This is a genomic window from Longimicrobium sp. (assembly GCA_036389795.1).
Lineage (GTDB): Bacteria > Gemmatimonadota > Gemmatimonadetes > Longimicrobiales > Longimicrobiaceae > Longimicrobium.
The window spans coordinates 57,247-83,087 of record DASVWD010000140.1 but is presented as its reverse complement, the minus strand read 5'-3'; the positions used below and the strand labels follow the sequence as shown (position 1 = coordinate 83,087).

Genomic DNA, 25,841 nt, shown 5'->3' with positions numbered 1-25,841 from the left:
GAGTTGGTGAGGAGGGGAGCGGCACTTCGTTGCAGGGTAAGGAGATACGGAGTGACTGCTACGGGAGCGGGGCCGAAAGGGTTTCCGGGGGCGGCGGGCGCGCGTAGAATGCCGCCCGTCCCAACAGCGAGACTCCAGTTCCGCATCGGCGCCGCCGCGGCCGTCCCCTCGTGGGGGGACGCCACCCGGAAGCATGGACGTTCACGGGCGCCGATCCGTCCGCAACCCCGAGCCGACAGAGCCGTGACCCAGCAACGCAGAGCCGTTCTGCGCGCGCTCGTATTCGTGGGGATGCTCGCCCCGCTCCCGGTGGCGGCGCAGGAAGCGGCGAGGCGGGCCGAGAGCCCCCGTGTGCTCCCCGCGGCGGTCGTCCGCCCTCCCACGCCGGCCGAGCGGGCGGCGCTCCGGGACCAGGTGCAGGCCGACTCGGTGGTGCTGCTCGCGCGGGCGCAGCTCGGCCGCCGCTACGTGTGGGGCGGCAACACACCCAGCGGCTTCGACTGCAGCGGCTTCCTCAAGTACCTGATGCGCGCCTTCGGACGCGAGCTGCCCAGGACGGCGGCCGAGCAGGCGCGCGTGGGGCGCGAGGTCCCGCGCGACCCGCGGCTGCTGCGCCCGGGTGACATCCTCACCTTCGGGCGCGGCAACCGCGTGACGCACGTGGGGATCTACGTGGGCGACGGCCGCTACATCCACGCCAGCAGCGGCCAGGGCCGCATCGTGGAGAGCCGCCTGGACCGCCCGCAGTCGGCGCTGGTGCGCGCCTGGTTCGGGGTGCGCCGCCTCTTCAGCGACGGCGACAGCGCGGCCGCCGTGGCCGCCGCCAGCGCGAGCTCGAGCCGCCGCAACTGAGCGTCATCGGACGAAGACGAAGGGCCCGCGCCTCGCACCCGGGGCGCGGGCCTTTTCGCTTCGACGCGCAATTGGCTCCGCTTTTCGCCCCGCCTTGCCCGCGCGCTCGGCACGCCGCTACCATGGCGCGGAAGCGAAAGCCGGCCGTCCCCGCGAGACACTCTCCCCCAATGGCGGACCTCGTCATCGCCCTGCTGATGTTCGCGGTGCTCCTCGCTGCGCTCCGGATCGCGCGGGGGCCGTGGCGGGAGCTCCAGGCGGCCCTCCGCAAGCACAGGGAGTTCAGGGCGGCGAAGACGCTGGCCGAGCACGCCACCTTCCGGGCGGGGGAGATGGAGGAGCTGGACCCGCGGAAGGAGTGGCCGCGCTGGGTCGAGTGCCCCGTCTGCGGCTCGCCCGCGCCGGCTACCTTCTGCCTGGTCTGCGGGTGGGAGGACGCGCTGATGCCGGACGACGCGGCGGTGGAGCGGGGGAAGCTCGACTTCGCGCGGTCCGGCTCGGCGCTCCCGCCGGAGGAGCTCGCGGAGCGCGACGGCCCCCTCCCCGCGGACGAGGAGCGCGAGCTGCAGCGGGAGATCCTCGACGCCAACCGGCGCGCGCGGGCGGGAGAGCTGGACTGGGACGTCTGGTGGAAGCTCTTCCGCCAGAGGACGGGCGAGCTCACCGCCACCCGCTGGAACGGCCTGGCCCGGGAGGTGGCGCTCCACGCCGAAGAGCCCCTGCCGCTGCGCTTCCACGAGCCGCTCGGCCTGCGCGAGAAGCCCGGCGGGCCCGCACGCGAGTAGCGGCGCCTTCGTCCCCTGATGGTTGTAGCCTCCTTGCGGCCGGCATCGGCACGGCCGGCGCCCGTCGCACGAACCCGGCGCGATGCAGGATACTCCCTTCGAGCTCCAGCGCGGCGAGCTGACGCTCTCGACCGACCGGCGGCGGCTGGACCTGGACGCGGTGCTCGCGCTCTTGGCCCCGGAGCACTGGGGCGGCGGCCTCCGGCGCGACGTGATGGAGCGCGCCATCGAGAACTCGGTCTGCTTCGGCGTCTACGACGGCGGGCGGCTGGTGGCGTTCGCGCGCGCGGTGACCGACCGGGCGACCTACGCCTACCTGACCGACGTGGTGGTGGGCGAGGAGCACCGCGGGCGGGGGGTCGGCGTGTGGCTGGTGGAGTGCATCCTGGCGCACCCCGACTTCCAGGGGCTGCGCCGCATGGCGCTGATCACGCGCGACGCCGAGCGGCTCTACGAGCGCTTCGGCTTCGGGCCGGCGAGCGGGTCGGTCTACATGGAGCTGCGCGATCCCGGGGCGCGGCGGAAGGAGGGAGGTGGGGACGAGGGCGGCTGAAGCCGCGGCAACAACGGCGAAAAGCCCGCCTGCGCGGGCTCCTTCGGCGCATTCCGCGGCTCCGGTGCGTCCAGCCGGCTTCGTCGGGCGAGGCGTACCTCGCCCCTACGAAACCCGCGCTTCCTCTTACTGGCGCCGGCGGGGAGAGGTGGCCGCAGGGACGCCGCCCGCCTCGCCGCCGCGGGGGCGCTGCACCTCGCCGCCCCGGGCCACCACGGGGGCGCTGGTGGGGAAGTCCAGGCGGCTGAGCTGCTCCACCAGCCGCGCGGCCGCGCCGGTGGTGTCGGGGCGCACCAGGCCGGGGGCGAGCTGGCGCGTGGAGCGGATCTCCGCGGCCATCACGCCCCCTGCCGGGTCCAGGTCCGCGCAGGCGATCCCCCCGCGGTTCAGCGGCTCGCTGAAGGTGAAGGGGCCGTAGGTGACCAGGTTTCCCAGCGAGTAGAAGACCAGCGCCTCCCGGTACCACTCGGCGGCGCGCATCACGTGCGGGCCGTGGCCGAACACCACGTCGGCGCCCGCCTCCACCGCCGCGCGGGCGAAGGCGACGGAGTTGCCGCGGTCTTCCCCGAAGGCCATCTCCGTCGCGTTCGGCGTGCGCTGGGCGCCGCTGCCCTCGGCGCCCGCGTGCATGGTCACCACCACGTAGCGGTGGCGCCCGGCGGCGCGGCCCACGTGGCGCCGCACGCCGGCCAGGTCGTGCACCTTGGGCCCCGCCCAGGCGCTGTAGCCCAGGAACGCCACCGTGTCGCCCGAGGGCAGCGCCACCAGGGTGGGGACGGTGTCGTAGCCGGTGACGTGCACGCCGGCGCCCTGCAGGTGGCGGCCCGTGGCGCGCCAGCCGGGGTCGCCCGCGTCGCGCGCGTGGTTGTTGGCCACGTTCCCCACCACCTCGGCCTCGCCGCCCACGCGCCGGAGCGCGGCGGCCGCGGCCACCGGCGAGCGGAAGGCGAAGCAGCTCGTCGATCCCGGCGCGCACTTCTGGCGCGCCGGCACGCCTTCGCCGATCGCCCCTTCCACGTTCAGCAGCACCACGTCGGCGCCGGCCAGCAGCGGGCGCAGCGGCGCCAGCAGCGAGTCGGGGTCGGGGAGCGCGGCCACCCGCCGCCTCAGCCGCGCCGAGGCGGTGTGCACCCAGGTGGTGTCGAGGTTGGTCCCCAGCGTCACGTCGCCGCCCGCGCAGATGCGCACGCCCTCGCGCCCCTCGGCCTCCGCGCGGAGCTTCGTGCCGGGGAGCGTGTCGGCCCCCGGCGTGTCGCGCGGGAGGGTGTCGCGGGCGGGGATGGTGTCCTGCGCGCGGGCGGGCGCCGCGAGCGCCGCGGCCGCCAGCAGGGCGGCGAGCATGCCGTGGATGCGGGTCAAGCGGGGGCTTCCGGTCGGGGGTGGCGAGGAGGACGGGTGTCGCCGGGAGGAGCGGCCCCGGAAAGATAACCCCGCCGACCCGCGTAGCAGAAGGGCGCCGATCTCCCGGCGTGCTCCGCGGGCGGAGAGCCAAGGACGATCAGCCGGCCGATCCGATCAAGCGGACGCGCCTGCTCCCGCGGCCGTCTTCCGTCCCACCTTGAGGATCAGCGGCCAGCGGACGGTGCGCTCGCCGGAGCCCCAGGCGGCGGCCAGCTCGCCGGCCACCAGCGCGACGGGGTCGTGCCCGTTCGCCTCCAGGTAGCCCCGGGTGGCCGACCAGGTGCGCAGGTAGCCGAGCACGTCGTCCGGGCTCCAGCGCTTCTCCATCCAGAACGGCGGCGGCTCGACGCGCTCGAAGGGGAGCTCCACGCCGGCGTAGCCCTTCTCGATCATCCCCCGGTCCGGCGGCCAGTACGGCCCCACGATTTCGCGGTAGAGCTTCTGGACCACGCGGTCGATCTCCGGCGACGGGGGCGACGGCTGGAAGAGCGCGTACGCCCACACGGCCAGGAGGCCGCCGGGGCGCAGCACGCGGTCCGCCTCGGCGTAGAAGGCCGGGAGGTCGAACCAGTGCACCGCCTGCGCGACGGTGACGAGGTCGACGGACGCGTCCGCGAGCCCCGAGCGCTCGGCGGGGGCCACGTGGTAGCGGACGCGCGGGTGGGTGAAGGCGTTCCGGACCTGCCGCTCGCTGGCGTCCGTCGCCACCACCTCGCGGAAGTGCCCGGCCAGGGCGAGCGCCGCCTGCCCGTTCCCGGTGGCGCAGTCCCACGCGCGCTCGCGGGCGGGCGCGGCTTCGGCCAGCCACGCGAACAGCGCCGCCGGGTAGTCGGGCCGGTAGCGCGCGTACGCGTCGGCGTGGCCCGAGAAGTGGTCCTTGAAGGCGGCGCCCGTGTCTGTCATCCGCGAATCCCCGGCGGCATGGAAGTCTCCCGCGCGGGAGGATGATTAGGGGCGTCCCCCTCCGCGCGCAGGGAGACAGCTTGCGACTCCGGCCGCCGCGCCACAAGATTCCCGCTCTTTGGCTCCTCCGCCGCAACCCCGCGCACCCGATGACGAGCCCGATCCCCGACCCGCGCGGAGGCGCCGCGTGAGCCCGCAGGCGCGCGACCCCGGCTACGAGGCGCGGGTGCGGGACAGCTTCGCGCGGCAGGCGGCGATGCACACCATCGGCGCCGAGGTGGCGCACGTCGCGCCCGGCGAGGTGGACATCCGGCTCCCCTTCCGCGCGGACCTGACGCAGCAGCACGGCTTCCTGCACGCCGGCATCCTGGGCGCCGTCGCCGACAGCGCGGCCGGCTACGCGGCGTACACGCTGATGCCCGCCGAGGCGGCGGTGCTCTCGGTCGAGTACAAGCTGAACCTGATGGCCCCCGCCGCCGGCGAGGCGTTCGTGGCGCGCGGGCGGGTGAAGAAGGCCGGGCGCACGCTCACCGTCTGCACCGCCGACGTCTTCGCGCTCCAGAGCGGCCAGGAGCGCCTGGTCGCCACCATGCAGGCCACGATGATGACGGTGATGGACCGGCCGGGGCTGAGCGGGTGATCGTGCGAAGTGCGAAGTGCGAGGTGCGAAGTGCGCGGGCTGCCTCGAATCGCATCCCATCCTGACGCGAAAGTAGATGCTGGAGAGGGGATTCGAGCGGCTCCTGTGGGGGAGCCGGCTGATCGTGCTGCTGGCGGTGGTCGCCAGCCTGGTGGTCGCGGTGGGGATGTTCTTCGTCGCCACCGTCGACGTGATCGGGCTGCTGGAGCACGTCGCCCATTACGCCGCCGCCGCGGTCGACGAGCGGCCGGAGCTGCGCTCCACCATCGTCGCGCACGTGGTGGAGGTGGTGGACGGCTACCTGCTCGCCTCCATCATGCTCATCTTCTCGCTGGGGCTGTACGAGCTGTTCATCAGCCGCATCGAGGCGGCCGAGGGCTCCGAGTTCGCCGAGCGGCTCCTGCTCATCCGCAGCCTCGACGACCTGAAGGACCGCCTGGCCAAGGTGGTGCTGCTGATCCTGGTGGTGAAGTTCTTCGAGTACGCGCTCCAGCTCTCCTTCCAGACGCCGCTCGACCTGCTCTACCTGGCCATCGGCGTCCTGCTGGTCTCCGCCGCGCTCTACCTTTCGCACGGCAGGCCCGGCAAGGACGCGCACTGACGAGCCGGTCCGGCGGACGGCGCCCTCACGTGTCGCGCCGCCACCCGGGCGCGGGGACGTCGGCGGGCGCGGGCGGGGGGGGCTCCGCGCGCCGCCGGCGGCGCGCGAGCCGCTTGCGCAGCGCCAGCCACGCCGCCGCGGCCGCGGCGAGCCCGAGCGCGCCCACGACCACCGGGTACTCGCGCCCCAGCCAGGCGATCAGCAGGGCCAGCCCGATGAGCGTCCCCGGCGGGGCGAACGCCAGGAAGAGGGCGAACAGGAGGGCGGCGATCCGTTTGAGGCGCTTCATCGCGTTCGGCTGGCCATGGCCGGTCGTCCCCCGCCTGTCCGTGTAGTGACTGATCCCCGGCTGCGGCGTCTAACGTTCCGCGCCGGCGTCCGGGGTGCAAGTAGCCTGCTTCGTCCCCGTGGCTCGGGGCGCCTGGGGCGGCGGGCGGCACCGTTGTTGCTTCGGGGTGGCGCGGCCGACGCGCGTCCGACACATCGCATGGGTCCTGGAATCAGCGTTTTTCTCCCCGCGTACAACGACGAGGCCACGATCGCCTCGCTGGTCAGGGACGCCCTGGAGGTGCTCCCCGGGCTCGCCGACGACTACGAGGTGGTCGTGGTGAACGACGGCAGCACCGACGGCACGCCGGCCGTGCTGGACGAGCTGGCCCGGACGCTGCCGCGCGTGCGGGTGGTGCACCACGAGCGCAACCGCGGCTACGGCGGGGCGCTGCGCACCGGGTTCGCGAGCGCCGCCAAGGAGCTGGTGTTCTACACCGACGGCGACGCCCAGTACGACGTGCGCGAGCTCGTCCGCCTGCGCCCGCTCCTGGCCGAGGGGGTGGACGTGGTCAACGGCTACAAGCTGGGCCGGGCCGACGGCTGGAGCCGCAAGGTGCTGGGCGCGGCGTACAACCGCCTGGCGCACCTCCTCTTCCGGCTCCCCGTGCGCGACGTGGACTGCGACTTCCGGCTGATGCGCAGGAGCGCCCTGGAGCGGGTGCGGCTCGAGTCCGACAGCGGCAGCATCTGCGTGGAGCTGGTCTACAAGCTGCACCGGGCGGGGTGCGTGTTCGCCGAGGCGCCGGTGCACCACTACCCGCGCCGGCACGGCCGCTCGCAGTTCTTCACCCCCGGGCGCGTGGCCCGCACCGCCGCCGACCTCCTGAAGCTCTGGCTGAGGCTGGTGGTGCTCGGCCGCGCACGAAGCACTGGCGCCGCCGGGGCGAGGGCGTAAACTTCTGGTCCGCGACCGGCGCCGCGCACCCGCCAGGTGCGCCGTCCCACCGGCGAACCCCATCCTGCTGATGCGTCCCCGCATGGAAAGGCCTGTCCCGTTCAGCGAGTACAGGGGACGCACCGTCCTGATCACGGGCGGCCTCGGCTTCATCGGCAGCAACCTGGCGCGCCGGCTGGTGGAGGTGGGCGGCGTGGACGTGCACCTGCTGGACGCGCTCCTCCCCGACCAGGGCGGCAACCTCTACAACGTGCACGACATCCGCGAGCAGGTCACGCTGCACACCGCCGACATGGGGAACGACTGGACCGTCAACCACCTGGTGGGCGGCGTCGACTACATCTTCAACCTGGCGGCCAGCGGGAGCCACCTGGAGTCCATGCGCAACCCGCAGCGCGACCTGGAGCTCAACTGCGCCGCCCAGCTCACGCTCCTGGACGCCTGCCGCAGCTACAACGCCAACGCCAAGATCGTCTTCACCAGCACGCGGCAGGTGTACGGCCGGCCCGTCTACCTCCCGCTGGACGAGCAGCACCGGGTGGCCCCGCTGGACGTCAACGGCATCAACAAGCTGGCGGCCGAGCAGTACCACCTGCTCTACCACCGCGTGTACGGGATGCGCGCGGTGTGCCTGCGCCTGACCAACACCTACGGCCCCCGCCAGCACGTGCGCGACGACCGCCACGGCTTCCTGGGGTGGTTCATCCGCCAGGCGATGGAAGGCGGCGAGATCGAGCTGTTCGGCGAGGGGCGCCAGCGGCGCGACGCCAACTACGTGGACGACGTGGTGGAGGCGCTGCTCCTGGCCGGGGCGAGCGAGGCCGCCGAGGGGGAGATCTTCAACCTGGGGGGAGACCCCGTCACCGTGGCCGAGCTGGCGGAGGAGCTGATCGCCATCACCGGGCGCGGCACGGTGCGGCGCGTGCCGTTCCCGCCCGAGCGCCAGCTCATCGACATCGGCAACTCGTACTCGAGCTACGCCAAGATCGAGTCGGCGCTCGGCTGGCGGCCGCGCACGGGGCTGCGGGAGGGGCTCGCCCGCACCGTCGAGTACTACCAGCGCCACGGCGAGCACTACTGGAGCCCCGAATGCGCGTCCCCTTCCTCGACCTGACGCGGCAGCACGGGGAGCTCGGGGCCGAGGCGGGGGCGGCGCTGGCGCGGGCGGCGGCGGGCGGGGCCTACGTGCTGGGCCCCGAGGTCGAGGCGTTCGAGGCGGAGTGGGCGCGCTTCTGCGGGGTGCGGGCCGCCGCGGGGGTGAACAGCGGCACCGACGCGCTGGAGCTGGCGCTCGTGGCCTCGGGCGCGGTGCGGCCCGGGCGCGGCGACGAGGTGGTCACCGCCCCGCTCACCGCCGGCTACACGGCGCTCGCCGTCCTCCGCGCGGGAGGCGTCCCGGTCTTCGCCGACGTGGAGCCCGGCACCGCCACGCTCGACCCGGCGGCGCTGGAGCGGGCGCTCACGCCCCGCACGCGCGCGGTGGTGCCCGTGCACCTCTACGGGCAGATGGCCGACATGGCGGGGATCGGCCAGGTGGCGGAGCGGCACGGGCTGGTCGTGATCGAGGACGCGGCGCAGGCGCACGGGGCCGCGCTCGGCGGCCGGCGCGCCGGGGGCCACGGCGCGGCCGCCGCCTTCAGCTTCTACCCCACCAAGAACCTGGGCGCCTGGGGCGACGGCGGCGCGGTGACGTCGGACGACGCGGGGCTGGTGGAGCGGGTCAAGGAGCTGCGCCAGGGCGGGCACCCGCAGGCGATGCGGGGGAGCGTGGCGGGGCTCAACTCGCGCCTCGACGAGCTGCAGGCGGCGCTGCTGCGCGTCAAGCTCCGGCACCTCGAGGAGTGGAACCGGCGGCGCGCGCGGCTGGCGGAAGTCTACCGGGAGCGGCTCGCGGGGGCCGGCGTGGTCGAGCTCCCGTCCGTCCGCGAGCCCGGCGCGCACGTCTTCCACCTCTACGTGGTGCGGCACCCCGGGCGCGAGCGCCTGCGCGCGCACCTGGCGGAGCGCGGCGTGGAGACGCTGGTCCACTACGGGCCCCTGCTGCACCGGCAGCCCCTCTTCCGGCGCGCGGGCCAGGCGCCGCTTCCCGTGGCCGAGCGCCTGGCCGGGGAGATCCTCTCTCTCCCGCTCTACCCCCAGCTCCGCGACGACGAGCTCGACGCCGTGGCCAGGGCGGTCCTCGACTTCGGGCGAGCAGGAAAAACATCAAAGCCTCACGCAGAGGAAGCAGAGGTAGCAGAGGAAGACGACTCGGGCGATGAGTTCTCTGCTTCCTCTGCTAACTCTGTGTGAGACAATCTTTTTGTCGGAGTCCGTCTCAGGCGCCCGGCCTGCGCGCCACGCAGATCGCGGAGAGGCCTGCGGGGAGCTTCGCGCCGGGGCGGCGGAGGACGCGGGCCTCGCCGCGGAGCACGGCGGCGAGCGCGCGGTTCAGCGGCGCGGCGACGGGCTTCACGTCGGAGCCCCGGGCGGCCAGGCCCAGGCGCTTGAGGACGAGACGCCGGACCGCGGCCACGGGGAGGAGGAGGGCGTTGGCGTAGGTGGCCCGCACCACCTCGAAGCCCGCCCGCTCCAGCGCCGCGGCGAGCGCGCCCAGCGAGTAGCGGCGCTGGGTGCCGAGCGCCTCGTCGTGGCCGCTCTTCATCCACCCGTAAGCGGCCGCGCGGACGAAGGCGACGCCGCCGGGCCGCAGCACGCGGTGCATCTCGCGGATCGCCCGGTCGTCCGCGCCTTCGCCGGGGATCTGCACCAGCACGTCGAAGCTGGTGACCAGGTCGAAGCTCCCGTCGGCGAACGGCAGGTCGGTGGCCGAGGCCAGGGCCAGGTGCCGGTGCCCGCGCTCGCGGCAGAAGCGGAGCGCGTCGGCGGACACGTCGATGCCCGCCACCGTTCCGCCGCCGGCGTACGGCGCCAGGCGGGTGAGCATGTCCCCCGTCCCGCAGCCGGCGTCGAGCACGTCGCGGCGCCGCCCCGGGGGGCAGAGCGGGTCGAGGAGCGCGGCCGTGATCTCGCGCATCCCCACGAACCACCAGAGGCTCTCCTCCAGCGCGTACAGGTCGGCGTAGTCTTCCGCGTGCAACGTGCGCTCCGGGCCGGGGGCGGTTCGAGATAGCGCGCCCGCCGCCGCAGGGCAAGCGCCGGGCCCGCGGAAGCAGAGGACATTCCACCCCGAGGCGGGCAGATGATCCCGATCGAGGAGATGACGGCGGAGGACTGGCCGCGCGTCCGCGAGATCTACCTGGAGGGGATCGCCACCGGCCAGGCGACCTTCGAGACCGAGGCGCCGCCGTGGGAGCGCTGGGACGCCGGCCACCTGCCCCGCCCGCGCCTGGTGGCGCGCGACGGCGCGGAGGTCGCCGGGTGGGCGGCGCTCTCGCCGGTCTCGGCGCGCGCGGTGTACGCGGGCGTGGCCGAGGTGAGCGTCTACGTCGCCGCCTCGCACCGGGGGCGGGGCGTCGGGCGGCAGCTGCTGGAGCGGCTGGTGGAAGGGTCCGAGGCGGCGGGGATCTGGACGCTGCAGGCCAGCATCTTCCCCGAGAACGTGGCCAGCATCGCGCTGCACGCGGCGTTCGGCTTCCGCGTGGTGGGCGTGCGCAGGCGCATCGCGCGGCACCACGGCGCCTGGCGCGACACGGTCATCCTGGAGCGCCGCAGCACGGTGGTCGGCGTGTGACGCCCGCGGCGCGGCGGATGCGTCGTCGGCACCGCTCACACTCGACCGGGGGAGGAGCGATGGCGGCGGCGTGCCCGACGATGCGGTTCGAGGGGATCACCCGGCGGGAGTGGGACTGCCTGCGCGAGGAGGCGCGGCGGCGGGGCATTCCCATCCCGAAGGAGAACGACGGGACCGCGTCGGCCCACGGCGCGGAGGCCGAGTACCGCTGGGACGCGGACAGCGGCGTGCTCACCGTCACCTTCACCCGCAAGCCCGACTGGATCGGCTGCGACGAGATCGAGCGCCGCCTGCGCGACGCCGTCCGCATCTGCGGCGGGAGGTAGAACGGCAACAGAATGACTCGTACCGAATTCCAAGAATCAGTGTGCAATCCGGTCCTTTCGCGAACCATGTCATTCCGAGCGGCGCCGCAGCACCGATCCGGGTTTCACACCTCAGCTGGGCGGCGCCCGAGGAATCTACTCACCCCGCCCGGACGCTGGCTCCGTGCATCGGTCCGGCCTCCTGCCGGCCGCGAGTAGATTCCTCGGGAGTCCGGCCGATTTCGGTGGCGAACGCGAGATCAGCGCGTCGGGCTCCACTCGGAATGACAGCTTCCCAATGCACAGCGAATCTCGAAAAACGGTATCATACAGAGAAACGGAGACACAGAGAAAACCAAAGCAGTTCTCTGTTTCTCCGTGTCTCTGCGTGAGTTCAATCTTTCGACAGGCACGCACGAACGCCTCCGGAGCCCGGCCCCGGAGGCGTTCGCAGTCCCGTACCCCGTACCTCGGACCTCGTACTTTCGTACTTCCCTCAGTGGTTCGGGAACGGCGGCGGCACCACCAGCCCGGCGGCGGTCACGGGCGGGCGCACCACGACGCGCGCCTCGTCCTCGCGCACCTCGCGCTGCGTCCAGCGGAAGTAGACGAAGGTGATGGCGATCCACAGCACCAGGCCGCCGGGGACCCACATGATCACGCCCCCCAGGCGCTGGTCCTCCAGCGGCGTGAGGGGGAAGACGCGCGGCGCCTCCACGTACCACCGGTAGAGCGGCGTCCCCGCGAAGGTGATGAGCGCCGCCGAGAGCATCATGGGGATGCCCGCCAGGAACAGGTAGATCATCTGCAGCGGCGGGGCGATGCGCGGCAGCTCGGGGAGCGGGCTCATCACCGGCCACCACATGATCACGCCCGTCACCATGATGGTCAGGTGCATGCCGACGTGCACGCCGTGCTCGCGCATCATCAGGTCGTACGGACCCGGGAAGTGCCACGCCAGGAAGATGGCGTTGTTGAGCGTGAAGGCGACGAGCGGCAGCGTGAGCAGGCGCGCGGCCTTCCCGACCCACTTCACCCGCACCGCCGGGCGCAGCATCCAGTCGGGGACGGAGGCCAGCAGGAACGGCGGCATCAGCAGGATCAGCACCAGGTGCTGGACCATGTGCGCGCTGAACAGGAAGTAGTCGGAGAGCTCGTGCAGGGGGCCCTGCAGCGACAGGAACATCGCCGCCCAGGCGAACACGAAGCTCGCGACCTGCCGGGGGCGGGCCGGCCGCGAGCCGGGGAAGCGGTGGCGAAAGGGGCCGACCAGGAGGAAGTAGGCCGCGCCCAGCAGCAGCCACCCCGCCATGAAGCTCGGATACACCCGCCATTCGCTCCACGCGAACGTCTCGCCGTGGAGCAGGGCCGTCGCCACCATCGTCACGCTACCTCAGGTACCGCAGAACGGGGGCTCGCGCCCCCTCGAATGACCCCCCGGACCCATCCCCCCTCCGGGACGAACCCGCCCCCGGCTCCCCTACGGCTGCGTGGGGTTCGTGCTCGCGCCGTGGATCCCCTCGTCGGTGGTGAGCGTGCCGTGGAGCGCCGTCGCCTCGCCGTGGATCACGTGGAAGAGCAGGATCATCCCCCCGATCACCAGCGTGGCCAGGAGCGCCGGGAAGACGAAGATCCCGGTGAAGAGCTTGTGGTCGAACTTCAGGTGCATGTAGTAGGCGACCACGCTGAAGAACTTCAGCCCCGACAGGAAGAGGATGACGGCCGCGGCCGTCCCCGGCGCGAACACGCCGTTCACCTCGCCCAGGTAGCCGAGCACCTCGAACACCGTCAGCACGATCAGGATCACGCCGATGACGATGTAGAACTTCCGCGTGGGGTGCCCGTGCTGGTCGTGGACGATCTCGCGCGTCTCGCTGCTCATCTCGCCACCGCTCACTTGATCAGGTAGACCAGGGGGAAGATCACGATCCAGATCACGTCCACGAAGTGCCAGTACAGGCCCGCGATCTCCACGTTCAGCGTCTTCTCGGGCCCCAGCCGCCCCCGCGCGGCCAGCGCCGCCAGCGTGATCAGGTAGATCACGCCCACCGTCACGTGCGCCCCGTGGAAGCCGGTGAGCACGAAAAAGGTGGAGCCGAACAGGTTGCTCTGCAGCGTGAGCCCGTGCAGGTAGAACTCGGTGAACTCGAACACCTGGCACCCCAGGAAGATCGAGCCGCCCAGCGCCGTCATCAGCAGCCAGAGCACGCTCCCCTTCCGGTCGCCGTTCTGCACCGCGTTCAGCGCCAGCACCATCATCACCGAGCTCATCAGCAGCACGAAGGTGCTGAAGGTGGTGAGCGGGATGTTCAGGGCCCCCTCGTGGAAGACCCCGTTGATGGTGATGTCGTGCGGGTACGGCGGGTTCAGGCTGCGCCCCTTGTACGCCATGTAGGTGGCGATCAGCGAGCCGAAGAGCAGGCACTCCGAGCCGATGAAGATCCAGAACGCCATCTTCCGGCTGTCGAGCCCGGTGCTGGTGTCGATGTGCGCCGGGTGGGCCGCGTGGGCCGCCAGCGCGTGCGCGTCAGCCATGAACCGCCAGGGTACAGGGGACAGGGTACAGGGGACAGCGAGCGAAAATCGATCTCGAGACCGCCCTTCTCGCTCGCTTCACCCTCTCTTCGTCGTTCGCCTTCTCGTCCGGGGACCGGGAGGAGGACGGGGAGCCGTGCAGGCCGTCCCCTGTCCCCTGTTCCCTGTCCCCTGAAGTCCGTCAGTGCCCGGGCTCGAACGCCCAGGCGTAGATCGAGACGATGGTGATGGCCACGCCCATGATCGTGAGCACCCACAGGTTGTGCCAGAAGCCCTCGGCCTGCCGGAAGATCAGCCCCACGAACACCAGCGTGATCCCGGCCGCCAGCACCACCGGCCAGAACGAGGGCGGCGGCAGGTGGATCCCCAGGTCGTGCGCCGACATCCGGTTCTCGTCGTCGGGGTCGCGCATCTGCGCGATCTCGGTGCCGGCGATCTTGACGTGCTCGGTCTCCTCCTCCATGCGCCCGTGCGGGATGCCGGCGTCCTTGCTGGGGTCGCCCTCCCAGAGCGGCATGCGCGAGTGCACCACCGGCACCTCGCGGAAGTTGTAGACCGGCGGCGGCGAGGGCATGCTCCACTCCAGCGTGGAGGCGCCCCACGGGTTGGGCCCCGCCACCTTCCCGCGCTTCCAGGCGGTGAACAGGTTCACGGCGAAGATCAGCGTCCCCAGGGCGATGATGAAGGCGCCGATCGTCTCCACCAGGTTGTAGGCGTTGAACCCCAGGTTGTCGGGGTAGGTGAAGGTGCGCCGCACCATCCCGAACATCCCCACGAAGTGCATGGGGAAGAAGGTGAGGTTCATCCCGACGAGCGTGAGCCAGAAGTGCGCCTGGCCCATCCGCTCGTCCAGCAGGCGCCCGAACACCTTGGGGTACCAGTAGTACATCCCCGCCCACATCCCCAGCACCGTGCCGCCGAAGAACACGTAGTGCAGGTGCGCCACGATGAAGTAGGTGTCGGTCTGCTGCAGGTCGCTGGGCATCACCGAGTGCATCACCCCCGAGATCCCGCCGATGGTGAACATCGCGATGAAGCTGATCGCGAAGAGCATGGCGGTGGTGAAGCGTAAGGACCCGCCCCACATGGTGCCGATCCAGTTGAAGATCTTGATCCCCGTGGGGATGGCGATCAGCATGGTCGACAGCGCGAAGAAGCTGTCGGCGATGGGGCCCATCCCGGTGGCGAACATGTGGTGGCTCCACACCCCCCACCCCAGCCAGCCGATCAGCACCGAGGCGAACACCATCACGTTGTAGCCGAAGAGCGGCTTGCGGCTGAAGGTGGGGAGCACCTCCGAGACCATGCCGAAGATCGGGACGATGAGGATGTAGACCTCGGGGTGGCCGAACATCCAGAACAGGTGCTGCCAGAGGAGCGGGTCGGCGCCGGCGGGCGCGCCCGACGCGGTGGTCCCCACGTTGTAGAAGTTCGTGCCGAAGACGCGGTCGAACATCAGCTCGGTGACGGCGATGGTGAACACGGCCATCGCGGTCACCAGCAGCACGGCGGTGATCAGCGTCATCCAGGTGAAGATCGGCATCCGCATCAGCCGCATCCCCGGAGCGCGCAGGTTGATGATGGTGACGATGAAGTTCAGCGCGCCCAGGATCGACGAGAAGCCCAGCACCTGCAGCCCCAGGACGTAGAAGTCCATGTTGAAGCCGGGGTCGAACAGGGTGGTGGTGATCGGGGCGTAGGCGAACCACCCGGCGTTGGGCGCGGCCTTGAGGAACCAGGAGACGTTCAGGAAGATGCCGCCGAAGAAGTAGAGCCAGTACGACAGCGCGTTGAGCCGCGGGAACGCCACGTCCCTCGCCCCGATCTGCAGCGGGACGATGAAGTTGAAGAACGCCACGGTGAGCGGCATCAGCGACAGGAAGATCATCGTCAGCGCGTGCATGGTGAAGAGCTGGTTGTAGCTCTCCGCGCTGAGGAAGTCGTTGTTGGGCACCGCCAGCTGCACGCGCACCAGGAGCGCCTCGATCCCCCCCACCAGGAAGAAGAGGAAGGCGGTGACGCCGTACAGGATGCCGATCCGCTTGTGGTCGACCGTGGTGATCCAGCTCCAGATGCCGGTGGGCTCCGGGTGCGCCGGCGCGGGCGCGTGGTGGGGTGCGGCGACCGTTTGCGTTGCCATTCCTGCTCCATCGGGTTGCGGCGCCGCGCGGAGCGCGCGGGCGCTTGGGTCACGATGCGTCCGGGCTCCGCGCCCGGCCCTCGGCCTGTCGGAGCCCGCCGGCCTACTGCAGCGACTGCAGGTAGGCCACGATGTACTGGATCTGCTCGTCGGTGAGCCCGCCCTGGATGCCGCCGCCCAGCTGCGGCATCTTGGAGCCGGGCTTGACCGACGGGGCGTCGGCGATCCACCGGGCCAGGTTCTCGGCGTTGTTCTCCAGGATCCCGCCCGCCATGGTGAGCCGCCGCCCGAAGTGGGTGAGCGCGGGCCCGGTGCGCCCCACCGCGGTGGTCCCCTCGATGTAGTGGCACCCGGCGCACTGCCCGGCGGTCACCAGCTGCTTGCCGTAGAGCAGCGCCGAGTCGCCGGCCACGGGCTCGGCCGCGGGGCGGCTCTCGTTGGCCAGCCAGTCGCGGTAGCCCTGCGGGGTGTGCACGACGAGCCGCATGCGCATGAGCGCGTGGCTGTCGCCGCAGAACTCGGCGCACTGTCCCAGGTACACGCCCGGCTCCTCGGGCATGAACACCAGGTGGTTCACGCGGTTGGTGATCAGGTCGCGCTTGCCGCCCATCTGCGGCACCCAGAACGAGTGCAGCACGTTGTCGCTCTTGAGCAGCAGGTGCACCGTGTCGCCCTGGGGGACGTGGATCTCGTTGGCGGTGACCACGGTGTCGACGATGGCGCCGCGCGAGTCCTTGATCAGGTAGCGGAACTCCCACCACCACTGCTTGCCGATCACCTCGATGGCCACCGCGTTGGGCGGCGGCTCGGGCTGGGTGGCGAAAATGGCCCGCGCGGTGGGGACGGCGATGGCCGCCAGGATGAGCGCGGGGACCAGCGTCCAGATCAGCTCGACGGTGGTGTTGCCGTGCACCTGCTTGGGCTCGGCCATCCCCGGGCGGTAGCGGAACCTCACCATGATGTACGCCAGGATGGCGAACACCAGCAGCCCCACGATGGCGCCCAGCGTCATCGTGTACTTGAAGAGCCAGTCGGTGATCCGCGCGTACTCGGTGGTGGGGTGGAAGGTGGTCTGCGGGTAGCGGTGCACGTGGTCCTCACCGCACGCCGCCAGGAGCAGCGGAAGGAGCGCCGCGAGCGCAAGCGGCAGGCGCGCCCGGACCGGCCGGCGTGCCCCTGCGTGCTGGCCGCGGCCCCGGCGCGGTCCGGCGAGGATCGCTGTCGACGTCATCTGCGGTGAGGGTTCGGTGTTCGGTCGTTCCCGTGTCCGGCCGACTGCCCGTGGACACCGCGCGAAGCCACGCGCGCCGCGGGTCTTCCGGGAGGCGGGCATTATATGCGGCCCTCCGGAAGCCCGCCAGACCCGCGGGGAGGGTTTCCCGTGCGCGCGCGCGGCGGTGCGGCCGCCGGGAATCTACGCGGCGTCCTCCCGGCACGCCTGTCGGGAAGCCCTGGACCGCGCGTGGGGGATTGCCCTACGTCCGCGCCGCCGGCGCGACGTGCGCGGCCGTCCGCACGTCTCCTGCCAGCGTGGGGACAGGGATCTGGCTACGCGGAAGGTCTCGCCGCGCCGGCGAGGAGCCCCCTCCCTGGCGCCTGAGGCGCCTGTCCCTCCCCCGCTGCGCGGGAGAGGGACTTCCTCGCTTCGCTCGTAGCGAGCGCGGGACGAGGCATTGTGCCGAAACGAGGGGGGTTCGTCGGCTGTCCCCTGTTCCCTGCCGTTCGCGTGAGGGATGCGCACAGTCGTATCGTGCCCTACCGCGCGCGCAGCCCGGCCCGGAGCGCAGCGGAGGGACACGCCCAAGACCGCAGTCCTGAGTGCGAAGTGCGAAGTGCGCTCGTGTCGATCTGAAAGGTCTTCGACTCCCGAACCGCGGGGCCGGGCGTTAGTCTTCTCGCATGGCACAGGCACGCGTGCACACGGGAAGGCGGACCCGCCCGCCCGCCGAGGAGCGGCCCACCTGGGCGCAGCGCTGGCGGGCGATGCGCAACGTGCCGCCGTTCCTCGGCATGGTGTGGCGCACGCACCGCGGCTTCGTGGCGGGGATCGTGTGCCTGCGGCTGCTGCGCGCCTTCGTCCCCATCGCCACGCTGTGGGTGGGGAAGCTGATCGTGGACGAGGTGGTGGCGTCGTCGCGCTCGGGGACGCCCGACTGGCGGCGGATCGGGACGCTGCTGGTGCTGGAGTTCGCCATCGTGGCCGCGGGCGAGGTGGCGGCCCGCACGGGGACGCTCCTCGAATCGCTGCTGGGCGACCTGTTCAGCAACCGCATGAGCGTGCGGCTGATGGAGCACGCGGCGCGGCTGGACCTGCAGCACTTCGAGGACCCGGCCTTCTACGACCGGCTGGAGCGCGCCCGGCGGCAGACGGTGGGGCGCATCGGCCTGCTCAACCAGCTGCTGGGGATGGCGCAGGACGCCATCACGCTGGTCACGCTCACGGGGACGCTGCTGGCGTTCAGCCCGCTCCTCTTCCTCCTGCTCATCGTGGCCGTGCTCCCCTCGTTCCTGGGGGAGACGCACTTCGCCGCGCTGGGCTACTCGCTCCTCTACCAGTGGACGCCGGAGCGGCGCAAGCTGGACTACTACCGGCTGGTGGCGGCGTCGGACAAGACGGCCAAGGAGGTGAAGCTCTTCGGCCTCTCGCACTGGCTCACCGAGCAGTACCGTGAGCTCTCCGACCGCTTCTACCAGGCCAACCGGCGCCTCGCCATCCGCCGCAACCTGGCGGGGACGGGGCTGTCGCTGGTCTCCACGCTGGGCTACTACGCGGCGTACGCGTCGATCGTGGTGCGCGCGGTGCAGGCGCGCATCACGCTGGGCGACCTGACGCTCCTGGCCGGCACCTTCTCGCGCTCGCGCGACCTGGTGCAGCGCACGCTGCTCTCGACCACGGAGCTGTACGAGCAGGCGCTCTTCCTGGAGGACCTCTTCGTCTTCTTCTCCATGCAGCCCGCGATCGCCCGGCCGGCGCGCGCCGCGCCCTTCCCCCGGCCGATCCGCGAGGGCTTCGAGTTCCGGGACGTCTGGTTCCGCTACCCGGAGGCGGAGGGAAGCCCCGGGGGGACGGGGGACGGGGAACGGGGGACAGCGGGCGGCGGCGGGGCTCCGGACCTGGTCCCGCCACCCGACGACGTGCCGGACGACGATCCGCGCTGGGTGCTGCGGGGGGTGAGCTTCCGCATCCGGCCGGGGGAGCGGCTGGCGCTGGTGGGCGAGAACGGGGCGGGGAAGACGACGCTCACCAAGCTGCTCACGCGGCTGTACGACCCCACGCGCGGGGTGATCCTGCTGGACGGCCGGCCGCTCGCGGAGTACGACCCGGCGGAGCTGCACGAGGAGGTGGGGGTGATCTTCCAGGACTTCGTGCGCTACGACATGCTGGCCGAGGAGAACGTGGCGGTGGGGCGGATCGCGGCGCTGGAGCGCGAGCCCGAGTCGGCGCGCGAGCGGGTGGAGGACGCGTCGGCGCGCTCGCTGGCGGCGGAGGTGATCGAGACGCTGCCGCAGCGCTACCGGACGATGCTCGGCCGCCGCTTCGAGGGCGGGGTGGACCTCTCCGGCGGGCAGTGGCAGAAGGTGGCGCTCGCTCGCGCGTACATGCGAGACGCGCAGCTGCTGATCCTGGACGAGCCCACCGCCGCGCTCGACGCCCGCGCCGAGTACACCGTCTTCCAGCGCTTCGCCGAGCTCACCGAGGCGAAGATGGCGATCCTGATCTCGCACCGCTTCTCCACCGTGCGCATGGCGGACCGCATCCTGGTGCTGGAGAACGGGCGCGTGGTGGAGGAGGGGACCCACGCGGAGCTGGTGGCGCTCGGCGGGAGGTACGCGGAGCTGTTCAGCCTGCAGGCGGCGGGGTATCGCTGAAAAGTGCGAAAGTGCGAAAGTGCGAAAGTGCGAAAGTGCGAAAGTGCGAAAGTGCGAAAGTGCGAAAGTGCGAAAGTGCGAAAGTGGGTGGTGTCCCTAAACGGAGTTGATGGCCTTGGGAACCACCAGGGTGGTGAGCAGCTCGCGTACGCTCCAGATGTGGTCAGTCAGTCCGGCCGCCATCGCGGGCGAGCGCTGATCCCACCGGCGGCCCGGCGTGCTGCTCTCCACACGAAGACTCAGGTGCCGCCGGGCCCAGTTGTACACCGCGTCCTCCCATGCGCAGGCGGCCCGCAGGCGGCGCACCTCCTTCGAGAAGGAGAGCGTCTTGCGCACCAGCCGCCCGTTCATCTGCCTCGACGTCAATTGCGAGCGCTCGATGTAGGCAGTGTGTTCGCCCAGCCTCTGCACCACCTGCTGCGGATCGCCGAAGACAACCTTCGTCTTCACCTCGACGATCTGATTGCCGGAGCGAATCTTCTTCACCTGGAGGTACTGCCAGTCGGCCCCAGCCTGCTTGCGCGTCGGTGGTCGGCCGTAGCCTTGATAGGCCGGCACCTTTCCCCAGGTCTCAATCATGGCATCCTCGTAGCCGCCCCTCGCGTCCGTCGCCAGCGCGGGCGGAGCCTCGGGGTGCGCTTTCTTTAGCCGTTGCATGAGCAGGAGCGCCCCTTCGCTCTCCGTCTTCGTGACCACACACCCGAGCCGCAGGCGCGTGTCCATGTCGATCACCCGTGTGCACCAGAAGGTGCCGCGCCCTTCCTCTTCCGCGTAGCCCCCTTTTCACCCTTGTGGCCCACGAAGGTCCAGAGCCCATCCAACTGCGCCCGGGTAACCTGATGGCGTTCTTGCAGCAACCGTTCGATCGGTTCCACGTGCCCCGCAGCCTTCTCCAGCCACTCCCCCAGGGTGTCCGGCTTCACCCCTTCCACCCGATGCACCCCGCGCAGGCTGGGCCACTCACAATAAGACGCCAGCGCCTTCAGCGTCCTCTCCGGGTTGTGCAATCGGTAGAAGGGGGTGCCCCGCGTGGCGCAGAACACCTTCTTGCACACGTTGCACTGGTAGCGCTGAACGCCCTGGCGGCTCCTTCCGAAACGCCGCAGGTTGCCGGCACCGGTCTGCCCGTACCGTGGACACTCTTTGGTTCCAGCAGAAGCTGCCTGCCGGGACCAGTTCCAGCCTCTCTGCCATGATGCACCTCGGCGTAAGAGTGCTGGTGTGGGGGCGTGTCCAATCTGTACACTTCCGTCCAGTGTGTCAACTCTGTTGAGGGACACCACCCGAAAGTGCGAAAGTGCGAAAGTGCGAAAGTGCGAAAGTGCGAAAGTGCGAAAGTGCGAAAGTGCGAAAGTGCGCAACGCGCCTTTGCGTCATAGCCGCCACATCGCCCCGGCACTAGCCCTGGCAGCTCTTCCCAGATCCTCCCGTTGTCCGGCAGAGGAAGAACGGCAAATGCGCCTTAATATATTTTTCGCACTTTCGAATTTTCGCGCTCACGCACTTTTTCCTTGCGCAGTCGGCACGCCTTGCGAAAAACTGCTACACCGCACGCAAGCCCGTTGACTTCCGGGGGTTGCGTGCTGACATTCCCCGCGGACGGTCACTCACCCCTCCCGCCGTTTCGCAGCACCCGACGCATGCCGCCACGCACCCGCACGCACGCGCGCGCCCGCCATCCGGGGCTACGGTGAGCCCGGCCGCTGCGTCCGCGCCGCCCGCGCACGAGCACGCCGCGGGCCCGGAGGCCGCGCTCCGGCGCGTGGTCTTCGCGGACGTGTTCGAGCGGCTGGCCGCCGGGTTCGTGGACGGCCGCCGCAAGCGCGGGCTCCCCCCCGAGACCGACGAGTCGCTCCGCGAGGTGTTCGCGGGGACGCTCCGGCTGCTGCACCGCGTCCTCTTCGTGGCCCACGCCGAGGCGCGCGGCTTCCTTCCCGTGGGCGCCGCGCCCGCGTACCAGCTGTACAGCCTGGCCCGCCTGCGCCGCGCGGCCGCGGCCCGCGTCGACGCCGGCGAGCGGCTCTCCGACGCCTCCACCGAGGCGTGGGACGACCTGGCCAACCTCTTCGACCTGGTCGACCACGGCGACCCCGCCCTGGGGGTGCCCGGCTACGGCGGCGGCCTCTTCCACCCCGACGAGAACAGCCGCTTCCTCCGCGAGAACGCGCTCTCCGACGCCTTCCTGGTGCGCGCCCTGGACCGCCTCTCGCGCCCCGCCGGCGAGGAGGCCGACTTCGCGTCCTTCGGCGCGGACGAGATCGCCTCGCTCTGCGAGGGGCTGCTGCGCATGCGCCTGGCGCCCGACGAGCGCGGCCGCCCCCGCCTGGTGGACGCGCGCGGGGAGCGGAAGGACCCGGGGACGCACGCCACCCCCGCCTGGGTGGTCGACTACGTCCTGGGCGAGACCGTGGGCCCGGCGCTCGCCGCGCGCGAGGCCGCCTTCCGCGACGCCCTGCAGGAGGCCGCCGCCCGCCGCGAGCGGGCCGCGGCGGGCGGGCCCGACGCCGCGCGGCTCCTGCGCGAGGCCGGCCGGCTGGAGGAGCGCGCGCTGACGGACCTCCTGTCTTTGCGCGTCTGCGACCCTGCGATGGGGGGTGGGCACTTCCTCCTGCACGCGGCCGACTGGATCGCCGCGCGCCTGCTGGCGACCGCCGCGGACCTCCCCGGCGGCCCGCTCGCGGAGCGCCTGGCCGCGCTGCGCGAGGAGATCACTGAGGACCTGGACGCGCAGGGGATCGGCGCCGACCCCACGCGGCTGACCGACGAGGCGCTGCTGCGGCGCATGGTGGTCCGCCGCTGCCTCTTCGGGGTGGACCCCGACCCGCTGGCGGTCGACCTCGCGAAGGCCACGCTCTGGCTGCACTCCTTCGTCCCCGGCGCGCCGCCGCCCTTCCTGGACCACCACCTGCGCGCCGGCAGCCCGCTCGCGGGCGCGCGCGCGGCCGAGGTGCAGCGCGCGGTGGAGGAGAGCCCGCAGGGGCAGTTCCTGGCCTTCGGCGGCCCCTTCGACGGCCTGGCCGAGGCCGCCGCCGCGGTGCGCGAGCTGGCCGCGCGCGACGACGCCACCTTCGCCGAGGCGGCCGACACCGCAGCGCGCTTCGCCGAGGCCGAGCGCGCGCTGGCGCCGTACCGCCGCCTGCTGGACCTGTGGGTGAGCCGCGCCTTCGGCAACCGGCGCGCGGAGGAGGTGGCCACCCTGCACGCGGCGGAGGTGCTGGCGGGCGGGGCGCGCCTCGGCGCCGCGCAGCGCGAGGCGCTGGAGCGCGCGGCGGAGCTCGCGCGGGCGCACCGCTTCTTCCACTGGGACCTGGAGCTCCCCGAGGCGTTCGGCGACCCGGCGCGCGGCGGGGGCGGCGAGGCCGGCTTCGACGCGGTGGTGGGCCGCCCCCCGGCCGCGCGCGGCGAGGCGCTCGCGGCGCTCCGGCCCCACCTGGCGGCCGCCTTCGCCGAGGTGCACGAGGGCTCGGCCGACGCGGGCGCCTACTTCTACCGCCAGGCGCTCGACCTGCTGCGCCGTAGGGGGCGCACCGCCTTCGTGGTCCCCAACCGCTGGGTGCGCTCGGGGGCCGGCGAGGGGCTCCGGCGCTACCTGGCCGAGCACGCGCGGATGGAGACGGTGGTGGACTTCGGCCACGCCCCCGTGCTGCCAGACGGCGAGTTCTCGCCCTGCGTGGTGGTGGTCGGCCGCCCCGAGGCGAACGGCGGCGCGCGCGAGGGGCGCGACACCCGCGTGGCCGTGGTCCCCCCCGAGGCCGCCGGGGCGGGGCTCGGCGCCTGGGTGGCCGGGCACGCCCACGCCGTCCCCCAGGCGCGCTTCGGGGCCGGGCCGTGGAGCCTGGAGCCGCAGGCCGTGGAGGCGCTGCTGCGCAAGCTCCGCGACGGGGGCATCGCGCTGCGCGACTTCGCCGGGAGCGCGCCGGTGGCCGGCGTCCGCACGGGGCTCAACGAGGCGTACGTGGTGGACGGCGCCGCGCGCGAGCGGCTCGTGCGCGAGCACCCGGGGGCCGAGCCGCTGCTCCGGCCGTACCTGCGCGCGCAGGAGGCCGGGCGCTGGGCTCCGGGGTGGGCGGGGCTCTGGATCGTCCTGCTGGAGTCGGGCGAGCGGCGCCGCTGGCCGTGGACGGGGCTCTCCGACCCCGAGGCCGAGCGGGCGTTCCGGGGGGCGTACCCCTCGCTGTACGCGCACCTGAAGCCGCACGAGGACCGCCTGCGGCTCCGGCAGGACCAGGGGCAGCACTGGTGGGAGCTGCGCGCAGGCCCTCCCCCCGGGCTGCTCGAGGCGCCCCGGCTGGTCTACCCCGACGTGGCCTGGTGCGCCGCCTTCGCCCTGGACCGCCACGCCCACGTGGCCGGGGGCGGCCTCTGTTTCGTCCCCGGCGATTCGCCCTGGCTGCTGGCGGTGCTCAACTCGCCCGTGCTGTGGACCTACGCGTGGAGGAGCGCCGGCCACGGGCGCGACGAGGCGGTGCGCCTGACCGGGCCGCTGGTGGAGACGCTCCCCGTCCCCGAGCCCACGCCCGCCATGGAGGACGAGGCCGCGGGCGCCGTGGAGCGGCTGGTGGAGCTCACCGGCGAGCGCAGGACGCTGGCCGCCGAGCTCCTGCAGTGGGTGCGCGCCGAGTACGGCGTGGCCCAGCCCGGCGCCCGGCTGGAGGCGTTCGCCGACCTCTCGGCGGGCGACTTCGTGGACGAGGTGAAGCGGCGCCGCCCCCGGAAGGCCGACCCGCTCACCCCGCGCGAGGTGGGGATGCTGCGCAACGCGCACGCCGAGTACGCCCCCCGGCTCACCGCCGTGCACGCGAAGGCGGCCGGGCTCGAGCGGCGCCTGGGGCAGCTGGTCGAGCGCGCCTGGCGGCTCACCCCCGACGAGGTGGAGCTGGCGGGGGCGGCCGCTCCGCCGCGCACGCCGCGGGGCGCTGAGCGGTGAGCGCCGCCCCTGCCGGAGCGCGCCTGTGCGGCATCCGTGCGCCACGACTCTGGTCAGACGGGCCCGTCGGGGGTACTTTATGGCCGGAAACGCGGTCTCCCTTCCCGATGTCCGCGGGTGCCTGCCCGCGTCCCACCCCCGGAGCGCAATGAAGGCTTTCCCGCCGCACCGCAGCACGCGGCGCACGCGGCCCTCGTACGTGGCCGCGCCGCCGCTCACCCGCCCCGACGACGCCGCCGAGGGCGCCGACGTCATGGCCGAGGTCCCCGGGCCCGCGGGCGTGCTCCTCTTCGGCGCCCTGCGCGACTTCATGCTGTGGGTGGAGACCCCGGCCGGCGAGCGGAAGGGGCTCTTCGCCTACGGCGCCGGGGTCCTGCGCCGCGAGGCGGTGGCCGCGGCCGCCCCCGACCAGGAACTGTGGGGGCCGCTGCTCTCGCTGGCGCAGATGACCGACGCCCCCGAGGCCGCCGACCCCGGGCGGCTGGCGTACGCGTGCCGCGCCGTGGCCCGCTGGGCGGAGCGCCGGGGCGCGCCCGGCACCCGGCTGGCCTTCGCGCAGGCGGCGGCGCTGGCGCTGCCCAGCGACCCGAAGCTGGCGCTGGACACGGCGCGCCTGGCCCGCGACCTGGCGCGCCACGCCCCGGCCGAGACCTGGTTCCGCGCGGCGATCAAGCTGGCCCGGCGCCGCGACTGGGAGAGCTACGCCTGGGGGTTCATCGGCCTGGGCGTCCTCTACATCCGCACCGGCAACTACCCGGCGGCCCAGACGGTGATCGGGCGCGCGCTGCGCACCTCGGTCAAGCGCCGGATGCGCCCGCTGCAGGCCTCCGCCCACCACCACCTCTTCAACCTGCTGGTCGACGCCAGCCGGCTGCGCGAGGCGTACGAGCACGCCCGCGCCGCGCTGCAGGCGTACGACGCCGACAACCCCAACCTCCCCGTCCTGGCCCACGACCTGGGACGCTACTGGCTGGTCGTCGGCCGCCACGACCGCGCGGTCCCGGTGCTGGAGGCGGTCGCGCCCCGGCTGGACCAGCCGACGCGCATGGTGGCGACCGCCAACCTCGCGCACGCCGCCGCCCGCTCCGGCGATCGCTCGAGGTACGAGGCGGCCCGCGAGCAGGCGCTCGGGATGGCCGAGACGTATGCCGCGGGCGCACGCGCCGCCGAGGTCCTCACGATCCTGTCGTGGGCCGACGCGGAAGCGCGCGAGTGGGGCCGCGCCGAGGAGCTGGCCCGGCGCGCGCAGATGCTGGCCACGGCACGCGGCGAGTCCGACGTCCGCATCCTGGCGGAGCAGCATCTCGAGCGGGTACGGGACCGCCGCGCCGCCGAAGCGCCGGTCCGCGAGCCCGAGACCGCGGGGAGCGGCCGCTTCGCCGACCGGCTCGCGCGCGAGCTGGTGCGGACCCTCGCCCCCGCCTGACCGGT

General features: G+C 72.6%; 23 protein-coding genes. 13 read left to right on the top strand and 10 right to left on the bottom strand.

The features are described from left to right. The first annotated feature begins 243 nt into the window (after window positions 1–243). From VF746_18910 to VF746_18900, 3 genes are all read left to right on the top strand, one after another. The gene (locus tag VF746_18910) at window positions 244–852 is read left to right on the top strand and encodes a C40 family peptidase (protein ID HEX8694501.1); all 609 of its coding nucleotides are present in this window, start codon (window positions 244–246) and stop codon (window positions 850–852) included. 170 nt (window positions 853–1,022) lie between these two features. Then, entirely contained in the window at window positions 1,023–1,637 is a 615-nt protein-coding gene (locus VF746_18905; protein ID HEX8694500.1) for a hypothetical protein, read from the top strand. Window positions 1,638–1,719: 82 nt separating this feature from the next. After that, window positions 1,720–2,190, top strand: a complete 471-nt coding sequence (locus VF746_18900) for a GNAT family N-acetyltransferase (GenBank protein ID HEX8694499.1) — start codon at window positions 1,720–1,722, stop codon at window positions 2,188–2,190. Between the two features lie 126 nt (window positions 2,191–2,316). Here VF746_18900 and VF746_18895 read toward each other — a convergent pair whose 3' ends face one another. Together VF746_18895 and VF746_18890 are read right to left on the bottom strand one after the other, a co-directional pair. Then, complete coding sequence (locus VF746_18895; protein HEX8694498.1) at window positions 2,317–3,549, bottom strand: CapA family protein; 1,233 nt, start codon at window positions 3,547–3,549, stop codon at window positions 2,317–2,319. Between the two features lie 156 nt (window positions 3,550–3,705). Beyond that, window positions 3,706–4,494 carry a class I SAM-dependent methyltransferase gene (locus VF746_18890; GenBank protein ID HEX8694497.1) on the bottom strand — a complete coding sequence of 263 codons (789 nt, stop codon included), beginning with the start codon at window positions 4,492–4,494 and terminating at the stop codon, window positions 3,706–3,708. A gap of 187 nt (window positions 4,495–4,681) precedes the next feature. Here VF746_18890 and VF746_18885 point away from each other — a divergent pair, with 187 nt between their 5' ends. Beyond that, window positions 4,682–5,134 carry a PaaI family thioesterase gene (locus VF746_18885; protein ID HEX8694496.1) on the top strand — a complete coding sequence of 151 codons (453 nt, stop codon included), beginning with the start codon at window positions 4,682–4,684 and terminating at the stop codon, window positions 5,132–5,134. A gap of 76 nt (window positions 5,135–5,210) precedes the next feature. Beyond that, complete coding sequence (locus tag VF746_18880) at window positions 5,211–5,735, top strand: YqhA family protein (GenBank protein ID HEX8694495.1); 525 nt, start codon at window positions 5,211–5,213, stop codon at window positions 5,733–5,735. 25 nt (window positions 5,736–5,760) lie between these two features. On the opposite strand, the gene VF746_18875 is transcribed toward VF746_18880, so the two are convergent. Next, window positions 5,761–6,024 (bottom strand): hypothetical protein, encoded by a 264-nt coding sequence (locus tag VF746_18875; protein ID HEX8694494.1) that lies wholly within the window; start codon window positions 6,022–6,024, stop codon window positions 5,761–5,763. 198 nt (window positions 6,025–6,222) lie between these two features. Between VF746_18875 and VF746_18870 the strand changes: the two genes are divergently transcribed. From VF746_18870 to VF746_18860, 3 genes are all read left to right on the top strand, one after another. Further along, window positions 6,223–6,960 (top strand): glycosyltransferase family 2 protein, encoded by a 738-nt coding sequence (locus tag VF746_18870; GenBank protein ID HEX8694493.1) that lies wholly within the window; start codon window positions 6,223–6,225, stop codon window positions 6,958–6,960. Between the two features lie 82 nt (window positions 6,961–7,042). Next, a complete protein-coding gene (locus tag VF746_18865; GenBank protein ID HEX8694492.1) occupies window positions 7,043–8,074 on the top strand; it encodes an NAD-dependent epimerase/dehydratase family protein in 1,032 nt (343 codons plus the stop codon). Further along, window positions 8,050–9,252 (top strand): DegT/DnrJ/EryC1/StrS family aminotransferase, encoded by a 1,203-nt coding sequence (locus VF746_18860; protein ID HEX8694491.1) that lies wholly within the window; start codon window positions 8,050–8,052, stop codon window positions 9,250–9,252. The genes VF746_18865 and VF746_18860 overlap by 25 nt, the downstream gene beginning before the upstream one ends. Window positions 9,253–9,277: 25 nt before the next feature. Here VF746_18860 and VF746_18855 read toward each other — a convergent pair whose 3' ends face one another. Beyond that, window positions 9,278–10,039 (bottom strand): methyltransferase domain-containing protein, encoded by a 762-nt coding sequence (locus tag VF746_18855; GenBank protein HEX8694490.1) that lies wholly within the window; start codon window positions 10,037–10,039, stop codon window positions 9,278–9,280. A 102-nt stretch (window positions 10,040–10,141) separates the two neighbouring features. Between VF746_18855 and VF746_18850 the strand changes: the two genes are divergently transcribed. Together VF746_18850 and VF746_18845 are read left to right on the top strand one after the other, a co-directional pair. After that, window positions 10,142–10,633, top strand: coding sequence for a GNAT family N-acetyltransferase (locus tag VF746_18850; GenBank protein ID HEX8694489.1), 492 nt, complete (start codon window positions 10,142–10,144; stop codon window positions 10,631–10,633). 59 nt (window positions 10,634–10,692) lie between these two features. Continuing rightward, on the top strand, window positions 10,693–10,959 hold the full coding sequence (locus VF746_18845; protein ID HEX8694488.1) for a hypothetical protein: 267 nt from the start codon (window positions 10,693–10,695) through the stop codon (window positions 10,957–10,959). Window positions 10,960–11,434: 475 nt separating this feature from the next. On the opposite strand, the gene VF746_18840 is transcribed toward VF746_18845, so the two are convergent. From VF746_18840 to coxB, 5 genes are all read right to left on the bottom strand, one after another. After that, complete coding sequence (locus tag VF746_18840) at window positions 11,435–12,319, bottom strand: cytochrome c oxidase assembly protein (protein HEX8694487.1); 885 nt, start codon at window positions 12,317–12,319, stop codon at window positions 11,435–11,437. 99 nt (window positions 12,320–12,418) lie between these two features. Continuing rightward, window positions 12,419–12,820 (bottom strand): cytochrome C oxidase subunit IV family protein, encoded by a 402-nt coding sequence (locus tag VF746_18835; protein HEX8694486.1) that lies wholly within the window; start codon window positions 12,818–12,820, stop codon window positions 12,419–12,421. An 11-nt stretch (window positions 12,821–12,831) separates the two neighbouring features. Beyond that, window positions 12,832–13,473: a cytochrome c oxidase subunit 3 gene (locus VF746_18830; GenBank protein ID HEX8694485.1), complete on the bottom strand. Its 642-nt coding sequence runs from the start codon at window positions 13,471–13,473 to the stop codon at window positions 12,832–12,834. 181 nt (window positions 13,474–13,654) lie between these two features. Continuing rightward, window positions 13,655–15,613, bottom strand: a complete 1,959-nt coding sequence (gene ctaD / locus VF746_18825; protein ID HEX8694484.1) for a cytochrome c oxidase subunit I — start codon at window positions 15,611–15,613, stop codon at window positions 13,655–13,657. A gap of 103 nt (window positions 15,614–15,716) precedes the next feature. Then, window positions 15,717–16,844, bottom strand: coding sequence for a cytochrome c oxidase subunit II (gene coxB, locus VF746_18820; GenBank protein ID HEX8694483.1), 1,128 nt, complete (start codon window positions 16,842–16,844; stop codon window positions 15,717–15,719). A 668-nt stretch (window positions 16,845–17,512) separates the two neighbouring features. On the opposite strand from coxB, the gene VF746_18815 reads away from it, so the two are divergent. Further along, on the top strand, window positions 17,513–19,483 hold the full coding sequence (locus VF746_18815) for an ABC transporter ATP-binding protein (protein HEX8694482.1): 1,971 nt from the start codon (window positions 17,513–17,515) through the stop codon (window positions 19,481–19,483). A gap of 96 nt (window positions 19,484–19,579) precedes the next feature. On the opposite strand, the gene VF746_18810 is transcribed toward VF746_18815, so the two are convergent. Continuing rightward, window positions 19,580–20,215: a hypothetical protein gene (locus VF746_18810; protein HEX8694481.1), complete on the bottom strand. Its 636-nt coding sequence runs from the start codon at window positions 20,213–20,215 to the stop codon at window positions 19,580–19,582. 958 nt (window positions 20,216–21,173) lie between these two features. On the opposite strand from VF746_18810, the gene VF746_18805 reads away from it, so the two are divergent. Together VF746_18805 and VF746_18800 are read left to right on the top strand one after the other, a co-directional pair. After that, window positions 21,174–24,410: an Eco57I restriction-modification methylase domain-containing protein gene (locus VF746_18805; protein ID HEX8694480.1), complete on the top strand. Its 3,237-nt coding sequence runs from the start codon at window positions 21,174–21,176 to the stop codon at window positions 24,408–24,410. A 148-nt stretch (window positions 24,411–24,558) separates the two neighbouring features. Next, a complete protein-coding gene (locus tag VF746_18800; protein ID HEX8694479.1) occupies window positions 24,559–25,836 on the top strand; it encodes a hypothetical protein in 1,278 nt (425 codons plus the stop codon). The last annotated feature ends 5 nt before the right edge of the window (window positions 25,837–25,841 follow it).